The sequence below is a fragment of the Hydrocoleum sp. CS-953 genome, from assembly GCF_002260545.1.
Taxonomy (GTDB): domain Bacteria; phylum Cyanobacteriota; class Cyanobacteriia; order Cyanobacteriales; family Microcoleaceae; genus Trichodesmium.
The window spans coordinates 1-13,327 of the sequence record NZ_LGSU01001439.1 but is presented as its reverse complement, the minus strand read 5'-3'; the positions used below and the strand labels follow the sequence as shown (position 1 = coordinate 13,327).

At 37.0% G+C, this 13,327-nt stretch carries 7 protein-coding genes and 2 pseudogenes; 6 read left to right on the top strand and 3 right to left on the bottom strand.

Going from position 1 to position 13,327, the window contains the following annotated elements; genetic code table 11:
- Positions 1–148: 148 nt before the first annotated feature.
- The 6 genes and pseudogenes from AFK68_RS30015 to AFK68_RS29995 all read left to right on the top strand — a co-directional run.
- Positions 149–1,371: pseudogene (locus tag AFK68_RS30015) on the top strand (flotillin domain-containing protein); the annotation flags it as partial.
- 87 nt (positions 1,372–1,458) lie between these two features.
- Entirely contained in the window at positions 1,459–1,926 is a 468-nt protein-coding gene (locus tag AFK68_RS37565; protein ID WP_371357618.1) for a hypothetical protein, read from the top strand.
- 807 nt (positions 1,927–2,733) lie between these two features.
- Positions 2,734–3,897 carry a GuaB3 family IMP dehydrogenase-related protein gene (locus tag AFK68_RS30005; protein WP_094674044.1) on the top strand — a complete coding sequence of 388 codons (1,164 nt, stop codon included), beginning with the start codon at positions 2,734–2,736 and terminating at the stop codon, positions 3,895–3,897.
- Between the two features lie 908 nt (positions 3,898–4,805).
- Positions 4,806–5,688 (top strand): annotated as a pseudogene (locus tag AFK68_RS40205) (FtsW/RodA/SpoVE family cell cycle protein); the annotation flags it as partial.
- Between the two features lies 1 nt (position 5,689).
- Positions 5,690–6,266, top strand: a 577-nt coding sequence (rodA, locus tag AFK68_RS40200) for a rod shape-determining protein RodA (protein ID WP_210407692.1), incomplete at its 5' end; no start/stop codon positions are given.
- A 771-nt stretch (positions 6,267–7,037) separates the two neighbouring features.
- A complete protein-coding gene (locus AFK68_RS29995) occupies positions 7,038–9,920 on the top strand; it encodes an endonuclease MutS2 (protein WP_094677585.1) in 2,883 nt (960 codons plus the stop codon).
- A 269-nt stretch (positions 9,921–10,189) separates the two neighbouring features.
- On the opposite strand, the gene AFK68_RS29990 is transcribed toward AFK68_RS29995, so the two are convergent.
- The 3 genes from AFK68_RS29990 to AFK68_RS46975 all read right to left on the bottom strand — a co-directional run.
- Positions 10,190–10,828, bottom strand: coding sequence for a Uma2 family endonuclease (locus tag AFK68_RS29990; RefSeq protein WP_094677583.1), 639 nt, complete (start codon positions 10,826–10,828; stop codon positions 10,190–10,192).
- A gap of 101 nt (positions 10,829–10,929) precedes the next feature.
- Positions 10,930–12,801, bottom strand: coding sequence for a bifunctional serine/threonine-protein kinase/formylglycine-generating enzyme family protein (locus tag AFK68_RS29985; RefSeq protein ID WP_094677581.1), 1,872 nt, complete (start codon positions 12,799–12,801; stop codon positions 10,930–10,932).
- Between the two features lie 70 nt (positions 12,802–12,871).
- Positions 12,872–12,951: 4-Cys prefix domain-containing protein (locus tag AFK68_RS46975; RefSeq protein ID WP_371357617.1), on the bottom strand; the 80-nt coding region annotated here is incomplete at its 3' end.
- Positions 12,952–13,327 lie beyond the last annotated feature (376 nt).

The window sequence follows — 13,327 nt, the reverse complement described above, 5'->3', positions numbered from 1 at the left end:
AGATTTCTATTGATGTAGAACGTACCGGAAACTTAGCAGTAAGAACTCAAGATTATCTTCGGGCTAATATGCGAGTTACTTTTTATGTCTGCATAAATGCTGATGAACAAGATGTAAAACTGCTGCATCTAGATTATCAAAGCAAGGAATAATTTCTCCAGAAGATATTAAAGATGCTCTAGAAAAACGCGCTGATGATGCAATTCGAGCAGCAGCTAAAAAGAAGAAATTGGCAGAAATTGATTCTGATAAATTGGGGTTTGCAGATGAAGTTTTCAATCTAATTCAACCAGACTTAAAAAAAGTTGGTTTAACACTAAATAATATTGCTATTTCCGAAATCGAAGAAAGTGACACTTATGATACTAATAACTTCTTTGATGCTCAAGGCGTCAAATTACGCACCGAAACAATTCAACAATCAATCAAAGAAAAACAAGAAGTAGAACTAATAACAGAAAAAGAACGAAGAGAGTTAGAATTAAATACCCAAATAGCAATTAAACAAAAAGAATTAACCGCCAGAAAAAAAGCTATCGAAATTGAAAAAGAACAAGAAACTGCTCTACTAGAACAACAACTAGAATTAGAATCATTAAGAGCACAAAGATCCAGGGAAATTCAAGAAGCAAAAGATATTGAAGCTGCCAACGAACAACGAAACAAAATATTGCAGACAAAAGCAATTGAAGAAGAAGAAATCAAGAAAAAATTAGCAGTTCAACAAAGTCAAATTGAAGCAGATATTGCCCTAGAAGAACAACAGAAAAAACTCAAAGTTACTCAAGAATTACAAAAACAAGAATCAGAAATGGCAGAAATAACTCGCCAACAAATAGTTGATTCAAATCGCCTTAAAGCTCAAGTCGAAGTAGCAGAAGCAGAAAGATTATCAAAAATTGCTCAAGAAGAAGCAGCTATAGCTATAGCCGAAAAAGAACAACAACGTTTAATATCAGAAGCAGAAAAAGCTAAAGCAGAATCAGGAGTAACTACTGCAGCAGAAATAGAAAAAGCAGAACGACAACAAAAGTTATCAATTATAGTAGCTGAACAAGAAGCAGAAAAACATCGTATCTCTGAACAAAATGTTGTAGAAATTGATGTCTTCCGGCGAAAAAGACAAGCAGAAATTGCTAGAGAAGCAGCAGATTTAGAAGCAGAATCCTTGAAGACTTTAGCAGCAGCTAATCGTGACAAAGATTTAGCTGAAGCTGAAGGTATTGAAGCTAAAGTAGAGGCAGAAAATGCAATGAGTAATGCCAATAGAATCGCACAAATTGTCACAGAATTAGGGCCTAGCTTCATAGATAAATTACCAGAAATAGTCACAGCACTAGCACCCCAACCAGGAATTTTAGGAGATGCCAANCCTTGAAGACTTTAGCAGCAGCTAATCGTGACAAAGATTTAGCTGAAGCTGAAGGTATTGAAGCTAAAGTAGAGGCAGAAAATGCAATGAGTAATGCCAATAGAATCGCACAAATTGTCACAGAATTAGGGCCTAGCTTCATAGATAAATTACCAGAAATAGTCACAGCACTAGCACCCCAACCAGGAATTTTAGGAGATGCCAAAATTTATGCTTTTCCTAGTGCCAATGCCAATAATGGTAATGGTGTTCAAGATATTAGTAAATTAATGTTATCTACAAGTGGTTTAACATTGATAAATTCTTTGTTAGATGAAGGTAAATTAGAGAATTTAATTACAAAAGTAACTCAACTAATTATTAGTAGTAATGGGTCTATTTCAGAACCTGTAGAAAGTTCGGTAGATGGCGTTCAAACTACTACTAAAAAATCAAAAATAGAAACAGCGATCGCTCCGGAAAATCCACCTGTAAAGGAAGTCAATAAAACATCAGAGTCCACAAAGAAAAAAACTACTCTCGTCACACCACCTCCACCACCTAGATCGGTTTAAAAATTAGGCATTGGTGATGGGTGGCTATGAATTGAGAATTGAGAATTTAGAAGTTAAATTCTTACTTGATTAAAATAATCAAACTAGAAAAAAGAGCATTGGTGATTTTAGCTATGAATTTAAAATGAGCGAAGTTAAATTCTTACTTGAGAGAGTGAAACGGTATAGACTGGCACACCTTAAATAGTGTAATAGTAGGGGCGGGTTTGAAATTAATGAAAATGGAAAATGGATAATGAAATAATATTTCCGTACTTGCGTACTATCTCTCAGTTTTAACAAGAGGTAATTATTAATTATTCAGCTTTCAGCTATTGTGCATTTAAACGACTTATTGTTGTGTGGATTATTCAAAGAAAAACCCTTATTAGTTCTAACTTCTGACTTGCTAATACGCATTTAAAATGCGTATTAGCTTATTAGCCTCCCCTTTCAAGGGGAAACAATAAATTTTTTTCCTGATCAAAAAAATGGGTCTAAAACCCCGCCTTTTAAGGCGAAATGTTTTTGGAGCGAGGCAGAAATTCCCCTTACAAACAGAATTTCTAACTTCTGACTTCTGGATTTTGACTTCTGACTTATTTAATGGTCAATCCTCTGGGTTTAAAGCCTCTCCTTTTAAGGAGAAAAAGTGCTAGGAGATTTCCCCATATTCAATCCGATGGTTTTAACCAGAGGTAATTATCCATTATTCATTATCCATTACCAATTAATGAATGGAGGCACTGTTAACTGATAACTGAAATTACCAATGACCCTATTAATTTGATACTCTAACTAAAATGGTCTTGGGATTTGGTAAAAGCAGTGGATATAATTATTGGACGTGGAAAAACAGCTCGTAGAGCTTACGGAATCGATGAAATTGCCTTAGTTCCTGGGCAACGTACAGTCGATCCAAATTTAACCGACACTACATGGAGTATTGGTGGTATTGAAAAAGAAATTCCCATCATTGCTAGTGCAATGGACGGAGTAGTTGATGTCCAAATGGCCGTTCTCTTATCAAAGTTAGGGGCTATGGGAGTTCTCAACCTAGAAGGTATTCAAACCCGTTATACTGATCCAGAGCCAATCTTAGAAAAAATTAGGTCTGTTGGCAAAGAGGAATTTGTGACTCTGATGCAGGAACTTTATGCCGCCTCTATCCAACCAGAATTAATTTCTCAGAGAATTAAGGAAATAAAAAGCCAAGGTGGTACTGCAGCAGTAAGTTTAACTCCTGCGGGAGCAATGAAATATGGGAAAGTAGTTGCTGATGCTGGTGCAGACTTATTTTTTGTCCAGGCAACGGTTGTTTCAACTACATTTCTGTCATCTGAATCAGTACCAACTCTTGACTTGGCTCAATTTTGTCAAGCAATGCCTATGCCTGTAATTTTGGGCAACTGTGTTACTTATGAAGTAGCTTTAAATTTAATGAAAGCAGGAGCAGCAGGAGTTCTAGTAGGTATTGGCCCTGGTGCGGCTTGTACATCTCGTGGTGTTTTAGGTGTTGGGGTTCCCCAAGCGACAGCAGTAGCAGACTGTGCCGCAGCACGAGATGATTATTACCAACAAACAGGGAATTATGTGCCAGTTATTGCTGATGGGGGTTTGATTACTGGTGGTGATATTTGTAAGTGTATTGCTTGTGGTGCTGATAGTGTGATGATTGGTTCGCCCATCGCCAGAGCAGCTGAAGCTCCTGGACATGGTTATCATTGGGGAATGGCCACTCCTAGTCCAGTATTACCACGGGGTACTCGGATTCAGGTAGGTACAACTGGAACAATAAAGCAAATTATGTGTGGGCCAGCACAATTGGACGATGGCACTCATAATTTGTTGGGTGCTTTGAAGACTAGCATGGGAACTTTGGGTGCTAAGGATTTGAAGGAAATGCAACAGGTTGAGGTGGTAATTGCTCCTTCCTTATTAACTGAGGGTAAAGTTTATCAAAAAGCCCAAAAATTGGGCATGGGTAAGTAGATTTACTTGCTTAATAAAACTCAAGATATCTCATATCCTTGACAAAATTTATGAAGTAGTTTTTAAATTTGTCAATTATCCTGGAATTATCTGAAAGGAAATGTCACAATAGAGATAGCGGAGATATTATGTTTCCGTTCACTCCTCACACCACAATCCGCCCGGGCTTTTTTAGTTCGGGCGGTTCCTTTATTAACTTGAGGTCTAATTAGGCTTTTGAGCTTATATTGGTTTTCATTAACAGTCTTGTTCTGACGGAGATACTCGGTAGGCTTAATATCAGGTGTCAGAAGTTAAAAGTAACTTTTGGCCTTTGGACATGACTTCTAGATATAACCTTTATTGGGTAATACTAAATTGATAAATGGTTTTTACATCTTCTTGAGGCTAGGGAGATGGTAATACTGTAGAAAATCCTTAGCATCTCAGAAAGAAGGTAAACTTCAATCCAACAAAGGCTTTGCTGAAGTAATAGGTTTTTCCATTCAAGAAGAATATAATAATAGATTTTTAACTGTATATATATTAAGGAAATAATTATCCAAAAAATATCTATAGTAATCCTCTGAACAGTTCTAGTATTTTGGTGTTAGAGGCGAATTCGCCCCTACAGGAGTCAGAAGTCATAATTTCAAAGGATTTCAATTGAATTTAACTATTATAAAACTTGTTACAACCTATTTAGGATTGCTATATTTTCGGATTTCATAATTTTATGCAACATTGAAGAACTAGGAAAAAACAGGTTTGCGTGGGTTAGTTCTTTGAATTATAAGGCTTTAGTCTCCAAACTTTTAGTGAAATGGGATTTTGTCAAATAAAAATTCAATTTATGCAGAGATTCAACTCAAGTGGATGTATTAACTATCAAGAATATTCTCAAGTTTAAATTACCCTAACATTACAATATGACCCAGAAATTAGTTTTAAGAAATCGTCGAAAATCTCCACTTTCACAATGGCAAAATATAGATTGGTCTCTGCTATTGGTTTATATAGGAATGACTATCTTTGGTGGAGTTATGATCCAAAGTGTGGAAAGAAACCAGGGCCTAACAGACTGGTGGCAGCATTGGCTCACAGGAGGAGTAGGCTTAATTTTGGCCTTAATTATTGCTCGTTGTCGTTACGAAGTCTTAATGAACTGGAAATGGGTGATTTATATTTTGACCAATATCTCTTTGGTTGCGGTACAAATCATTGGTACTTCAGCCCTAGGGGCGCAAAGATGGATTAATGTTGCTGGTTTCCATGTTCAACCGTCAGAATTTGCCAAGGTAGGGGTAATTATTACCTTGGCAGCAATACTCTCGTCTAAGACTAGAGTAAAACTATTAGACTTTTTTAAAGTTCTGATTATTACAGCAGTACCTTGGTTATTAGTTTTTTTAGAACCCAATCTTGGCACTTCCTTAATATTTGCTTCTATTACTATGGGAATGCTTTACTGGGGTAATGTTAATCCTGGCTGGTTAATATTACTTGTTTCTCCTATTTTTTCAGCTATCTTTTACAGCTTTTATTTCCCTCTCTGGGTTGCCTGGATAGCTTTGATGGCCTTAATTGCTTGGCGGAGTTTACCTTGGGGTTGGTTATGGGGTCCAATAATTGGGGGAGTTAATATTCTATCTGGAAATGTTGGGCAAATATTATGGGATTTGTTGAAAGACTATCAAAAAGACAGATTAACAGGATTTCTTAATCCAGAACAAGACCCTTTGGGTACAGGATATCATTTGATCCAATCTCGGATTGCTATTGGTTCTGGACAACTTTTTGGTAGGGGATTATNGGGTTGGTTATGGGGTCCAATAATTGGGGGAGTTAATATTCTATCTGGAAATGTTGGGCAAATATTATGGGATTTGTTGAAAGACTATCAAAAAGACAGATTAACAGGATTTCTTAATCCAGAACAAGACCCTTTGGGTACAGGATATCATTTGATCCAATCTCGGATTGCTATTGGTTCTGGACAACTTTTTGGTAGGGGATTATATCAAGGTACTCAAACTCAACTGAATTTTATCCCAGAACAGCATACAGATTTTATCTTCTCAGCTATTGGTGAAGAGTTGGGTTTTGTTGGTTGTATTCTTGTACTCTTGACTTTTTGGTTTATTTGTATGCGGTTGGTTATTATTGCTCAGACTGCTAAAGATAATTTTGGTTCTCTCATAGCCATTGGAGTATTATCAATGTTGATATTCCAAGTTTTTGTGAATATTGGTATGAATATTGGTTTGGCTCCTGTGACTGGTATCCCACTACCTTTACTTAGTTATGGGCGATCGGCTTTGTTGAGTAATTTTATTGCTCTGGGATTAGTTGAGTCAGTCGCTAATTATAGACCTAAACAAAATTTATAAATTACTTGGTGGGGGGTTTCCAAAGTCAGAATTTAGAATTTAGAATTTAGAATTTAGAAGTAATTCTTGACTGAGTTGGAGCATTTATCAATGTCTGCGCCCCATTTCTATAGCGCTATATATTTAAGATATTTTGAATCAAAACTATAACGTCTGAGTAATATGTAGTATTTATAACTTATATCATGTCCGGATAAGAGCGTGATAAAAAAACTTTCTCCTTCTTCTCCTCTTCCTTTTCCTTCTTCTTTCTTGTTTCTTCCCTCCTGACTCCTGTACGGGCGTTAACTATAGTTATGCGAAGCTAACGGCCATTCGCCCCTACGACTCCTGACTCCTCCCTCGTTATTTATAACTGTTCAACCGGACATGATATTAAACGATACTTTGTAGCACTATGCAGAACTCAAAGCTGACTTGTGGCCATAGTTAATATNTAAAAAAACTTTCTCCTTCTTCTCCTCTTCCTTTTCCTTCTTCTTTCTTGTTTCTTCCCTCCTGACTCCTGTACGGGCGTTAACTATAGTTATGCGAAGCTAACGGCCATTCGCCCCTACGACTCCTGACTCCTCCCTCGTTATTTATAACTGTTCAACCGGACATGATATTAAACGATACTTTGTAGCACTATGCAGAACTCAAAGCTGACTTGTGGCCATAGTTAATATCGATTAATGTTGATGACTGAATCCTTTCATTATTATCGAACACACAATTTTAATAATTGTAGTATCATATATTTCATAGTTCATAATCCTTAATAAATAAGCTTTGATTCAGTCCGAGACTTTAGAATTACTAGAATGGCCTCGCTTGTGTCAACATTTGGCCACTTTTACAGCAACTAAATTGGGTGCAATTGCTGCTCATCGTTTACAAATTCCGTCAACAAGGGCGGAGACAATAAGGTTATTAGCCCAAACTCAGGAAGTATATAAATTAGAAACTCTTGTCGCACAGGGTTTGTCTTTTGACGGGATTGAAGATATTGGTGATTCTCTGGAAAGGGCAGAATTGGGTGGTATACTTTCTGGAGGTGAACTTTTAGCTATTGCTACAACTCTGGCTGGAGTTCGTAAGTTGCGTCGGACAATTGATGGTTATGAGTCAGAATATGAGTTGTCTGTTTTGCCGGAATTGGTAGCTGAGTTACGGACTTATCCAGAATTAGAACAAGAAATTCACCGTTGTATAGATGATAGAGGGGATGTTACGAATAGAGCTAGTCCTAAACTGGCAGGAATTAGGGAAAAAATGCACCATCTTCGCGATCGCATTGACACTATCCTCCGTAGAATTTTACAAAATAAAGCTAATGCTATTCAACAACCGATTATTACTCAACGGGGCGATCGCTTTGTAATTCCTGTTAAAGCTCCTCAAAAGGATGCTGTCCCTGGTATTGTTCACGATACATCGACAACAGGTTCGACATTATACATTGAACCTAATGCAGTTGTCAACCTTAATAATCAAATGCGACAAGTGCAACGCCAAGCTCAAAGGGAAGAGGAAGCTATTCGACAAGCTTTGACTGAGCAAGTAGCAGAAGTTAAGGAAGACTTAGAGCAGTTGTTGGCGATCGCTACTATTATTGATTTAGCTACAGCTCGCGCTCGTTATAGTTTATGGTTGGGAGCTAATCCGCCTCGGTTTACTGAGCCAGACTCTGACCAAGTTATGACTATGCGTCAATTGCGACATCCGTTGTTGGTATGGCAACAGCAGCATGAGCAGGGTAATTCGGTGGTACCTATTGATGTGAATGTTATACCGCCAGTGAGAGTGGTAGCGATTACGGGTCCGAATACTGGTGGTAAAACTGTTACTCTGAAATGTCTTGGGTTAGCTGCACTTATGGCAAAGGTGGGATTGTTTATTCCTGCTAATGACCCTGTAGAGTTGCCTTGGTTTGAGCAAATATTAGCTGATATTGGTGATGAGCAGTCTTTGGAGCAAAGTTTATCTACTTTTTCTGGTCATATTCGGCGAATTATTAGAATTTTAGAATCTATAGAAAATTCAAAAGTCAAAAGTCAAAATTCAGAAGTAATAGAAAATTCAAAAGTCAAAAGTCAAAAGTCAAAAGTAATAGAAAATTCAAAAGTCAAAAGTCAAAATTCAGAAGTAATAGAAAATTCAAAAGTAACAGAAGTTGATGATTTTTCTGAGGATGAAAACGATTTAGAAGTTGAGAATTTATCTGAGGATGAGAATAATTTAAAAGTCAAAAGTGAAAAGTTAAAAGTAATAGAAGTTGATGATTTTTCTGAGGATGAAAACAATTCAGAAGTTGATGATTTCTCTGAGAATGAGAATAAGTTAAAAATCAAAATTCCAAAGTCAAAAGTAACAGAAGTTGATAATTTTTCTGAGAATGAAAATAACTCAGAAGTTGATGATTTCGATGTTCCTTCTTCCCTGTTCCCTGTTCCCTGTTCCCCGTTCCCTGTGGAAGAAAATTCTCGTTTATCCCCGACTCTTGTTTTGTTAGATGAAGTTGGTGCTGGTACAGATCCGACTGAAGGTAGTGCTTTGGCAATTTCTCTATTGCAACATTTGGCAGACAACGCATTATTAACAGTAGCAACTACTCATTTTGGAGAATTAAAAGCTCTCAAATATGAAGATGAAAGATTTGAAAATGCTTCGGTAGAATTTGATACTAATTCGTTACAACCAACTTATCGTCTACTTTGGGGAATTCCAGGCCGCTCCAATGCTATGACTATTGCTGGTAGATTAGGTTTAAAACAGGATATTATTGATAGAGCGCAAGGTTACGTTGGAGGAGATTCTGAAGATGTAAATCAGGTAATTGCAGGTTTAGAAGAGCAAAGACAAAAACAAGAAACTAAGGCAAAAGAAGCATCTGAATTATTACAAGAAACTGAGTATTTGCATCAGGAAGTTGCTCGAAAAGCTGCTACTTTGAAGGAACGGGAACGGGAATTAAAGTTGGCGCAAGAAGTAGCAGTACAGGAAAAAATTGCTGAAGCAAAAGCAGAAATTGCGACAGTAATTCGGAAATTGCAACAGGGTCCCCTGACGGCGAGAAATGCTCAGAAAGCTACTAATACTATTAATGAAATTTCTGAGAAATATTTACCTTCTCGTACTCCTCCACCCAAGAAACCTAGTTTTATGCCAAAGGAAGGGGATAGAATTAGAATTCCGAAAATTGGGCAAACTGCGGAGGTGTTGACTGCTGCTAATGAAAATGATGAGTTAACTGTTAAATTTGGGATAATGAAAATGACAGTTAATTTGAGAGAAATAGAGTCTCTTGATGGTGAGAAGGTTGAGTCTTTTAAGAAGAGTAAAAATGTAGAGTCTCAAAAGAGTAAAAAGTCAGAAAGTAAGTCTAAGGAAACTCAGTCACAAGTTACTTCTAGTGGTTTAGCTGTTCGTACTTCTCAAAATAGTATAGATGTTCGGGGGAGTCGGGTAGCGGATGCTCAAATTGAGGTTGATCGGGCGTTGTCGAAAGCGATCGAATATGGTTTGTTGTGGATTATTCATGGTAAAGGTACTGGTAAATTGAGGCAAGGTATCCATGAATTTTTGCAGGAAAATCCTTTGGTGGAACGTTATGAGTTAGCTGGTAAGAGTGATGGGGGTAGTGGGGTGACTATTGCTCATTTAAAAATTTAGAATTGAGAATTTAGAATTCAGAAGAAATTTGTAGTAGACTGACACACCTTAAATGGTACAACATAAAGATATTGTAGGGGCGAATGGCATTCGCCCCTAACCATGGTATGACCACGACAGAACTATATTACTCAGATTTATCGGGAAGTATTCCCTATTCCCTATTCCCTATTCCCTATTCCCTATTCCCTATTCCCTATTCCCTATTCCCTATTCCCTATTCCCTATTCCCTATTCCCTATTCCCTATTCCCTATTCCCTATTCCCTACTATTGAAACTGACTAAATAACCAAGTGTAAACTTGGATTTGATTTTCTTGACGAGTGCGTTGCAGTGCTTCTTCTAATAAAGAAATTGCTAAATTTGGCAAAACTTGAGACTGGTTAATTCTTTGACTACCTCCATTGGCGATCGCAAAGGCAATAACTTCTACCTTCTGTACATCAACTATCCAATATTCAGCTACATTCATTGCTTCATACAACAAACGCTTTTCCCCTAGATCGTCTGGTAGGGAAGTATTGGCAATTTCTACAACTAGATTTGGTAGAGGATAAATATCTAAGTCAATAATGGATGTTTTCCAAGGAACTACATTAGCATTTTCTCCAATATAAAAAGAAAGGTCTGGTTGAGCTTCTCTAAATCCAGTTTTGCGATAGGTACAGTTATCTTTGCCATCTACCTTGAGCTTTTTTGCCATTGCAAATAAATTGACTATAGTGGTAATAATCATGTGGTCTGTGGCATGGTCATTTCCTAATGGTGACATTTCGATTCTAAATTTTCCTTCGTTGTAATAACTTTTAGTTTTTTCGTAACTTGGGTTGTCAATGGTTTGGATATATTCTTCCCAAGTTGCTGTTATCCAAGTGTCTGTGGTTAGTTGGGTTTGGGTTTGATTCATTGTCGAATAATTTTAATTTTTGGATATATTTATTAGTTTGTCAGTGATGGCAGATTTTATCTGAGTGTAGCATAGGGAAAAGAGGACAAAAGGTAAGAGTCTTAGAAGGAAAAGGCAGAAACCACCGGACAAAATGAGACGATCCGAAAACCTCTATATTTGTTGCTGTCATTGCCATTGACACAGTTACGCTTGGCACTTCGGCAAGTCCAAGAATCGTCGTTCCAGCAACCGCCACGGAATGATTTTATATTACTATCTCCTCCAGTTTCCCAAGCACTATCATCATTAGGCGCTCCATTATAATTACCGTGCCAAATATCCTGACACCATTCCCAGACATTGCCGTGCATATCGTATAAACCAAAAGCATTGGGAAGAAAATTTCCCACGTCGGTTGTTTCTTTTCGATATATTCCTTTAGGGGCATTCCCATAAGCAGAATTGCCGTTGTAGTTAACTAACTCAGACGTTATGGTTTCTCCAAAATGGAAAGGAGTAGTAGTACCAGCACGACAAGCATATTCCCACTGACTTTCACTGGGTAGTCTGTAGGTTTTCCCAGTTTTTAGAGAGAGTTTTGTACAAAACTCTCTAGCCTTATGCCAGTTCAGATTTTCTACTGGGCGCTTCTCTCCTTTAAACTCAGAAGGATTTTCACCTATAATAGCTAAATATTGTTCTTGGGTAATAGGATATTTACTCATATAAAAAGGTTCGAGAGTAACTTGATGCTGCTGATTTTCATTTCCATCTCTTCTTTCTTCATTTTCTGGCGAACCCATAAGAAAACTTCCGCCAGGAATATAAACCATTTCTAATTTAATTCTATTGCCTAAATCTTCTATTTTTTGTCCAGCACTTCCCTGGGTACGACTAATAATATACCCTGATTTATCGACAGTTAAAACTTCAAAAGTAAATAGCTCTCCTTTTTCTGATTTTGCTGTTGATGGTTGAGATATTTGTCGTGAAAAAATAAATTGTTGTTGTGGTTGAGAAGTAGGTTGAATAATTGACGGTTGAGATTTTTGTGGTTGAGAAGTAGGCTGTTTTTTTCTTTGAGAGGTATGCTGAATCAGAGACAAAATTTCTCCTACATTTTTAAACCTTTTCTTAGTTGCTCCAACAATCATTTTATCCAAGATTTTTCCAAGTTCATCACTCACCTTTGACTGTAAATAATCTCGCCACACCCACTCACCTTCACTCACATCAAATAACTCAAAAGGCTGCACTCCAGTTAATAAATGAATAGAAGTTACACCCAAACTATAAATATCACTAGAAAAAGTTGCTTTTCCTACGGCTTGTTCTGGTGCAGCATATCCTTCAGTACCTATCACAGTTCCCGTCACAGCTAAAGCAGTAATTGTGGCATATTTAGCCGCCCCAAAGTCTACCAATATAATATTATCTGGCGAGCTTCTAGCTCGCACTGGATATTGATTATTATTATTTCTCCTAATAATATTCTCTGGTTTAATATCTCGATGAATTACCTGCTTAGAATGAATAAATTCTAACACTAGCAATAAACTTTTTAATAACTCCAAAATTTGACTTTCATTAAAAGCTCCCGACTCTTCCAACTCTTGCTGTAAATTTTGCCCGTCGATAAATTCTTGTACTAAATACTGTCGATTATTCTGAGTAAAATATGCTAAAAGTTCGGGAATTTGTGGATATCTACCTAAACTATCCAAACGTTCAGCTTCTTGAGCAAATAATTCCGCAGCTTTTGATAAAATTTTAGTTCCTTGTGCTTGAGGAAAAAATTGTTTAATTACACAAAAAGGTTTTGAAGGTTTGTATTCATCTACAGCTTGAAAAGTTCTGCCAAAACTACCTTGCCCAATAATTTTTACCGCGCGATAACGTTCGGCTAAAACTAATTTTTCACCACAGTTTTGACAGAATGTTGTTTGTGGTGGGTTAAGTTTTAAACAGTCAGGGTTTAAACATTGAGTCATAATCACTTATTAGTATAGTAGGTTGGCTTATTCGCGCTATTCGTTGTGAAGCATGGAACAAAACCAAACNAATTTTTCACCACAGTTTTGACAGAATGTTGTTTGTGGTGGGTTAAGTTTTAAACAGTCAGGGTTTAAACATTGAGTCATAATCACTTATTAGTATAGTAGGTTGGCTTATTCGCGCTATTCGTTGTGAAGCATGGAACAAAACCAAACAATAAACAATAATAATGAATTATATCATTGTGGGGGACAGGTTCATCTAATCTGTTAGTAAAACTGATTAATTTAATGCGGAACCCACCCCTAAATTGTAATATTTAAGAGTGGGGTTTTATTGCTGTTTCACTGTCTGAAATAAATGCTTATTCTAGTAGGTTGGGTTGAGGAACGTTTGCGGAGCATTTCCAACGGAAAAACCCAACAATCAAATTGGGTTTGGAGACCAAACCCCTACAGTTTTTTCTGACCATAAATTTCATCTTACCGAATCATTAATAATTAGTAATTAGTAATCAACTGG

What these genes read in the sequence shown, in the direction of transcription:
- AFK68_RS37565 (WP_371357618.1), top strand. Translation starts at nt 1,459, where the DNA reads ATGAGTAATGCCAATAGAATCGCACAAATTGTCACAGAATTAGGGCCT.
- AFK68_RS29990 (WP_094677583.1), bottom strand. Translation starts at nt 10,828, where the DNA reads ATGAATCAAACCCAAACCCAACTAACCACAGACACTTGGATAACAGCA.
- AFK68_RS29985 (WP_094677581.1), bottom strand. Translation starts at nt 12,801, where the DNA reads ATGACTCAATGTTTAAACCCTGACTGTTTAAAACTTAACCCACCACAA.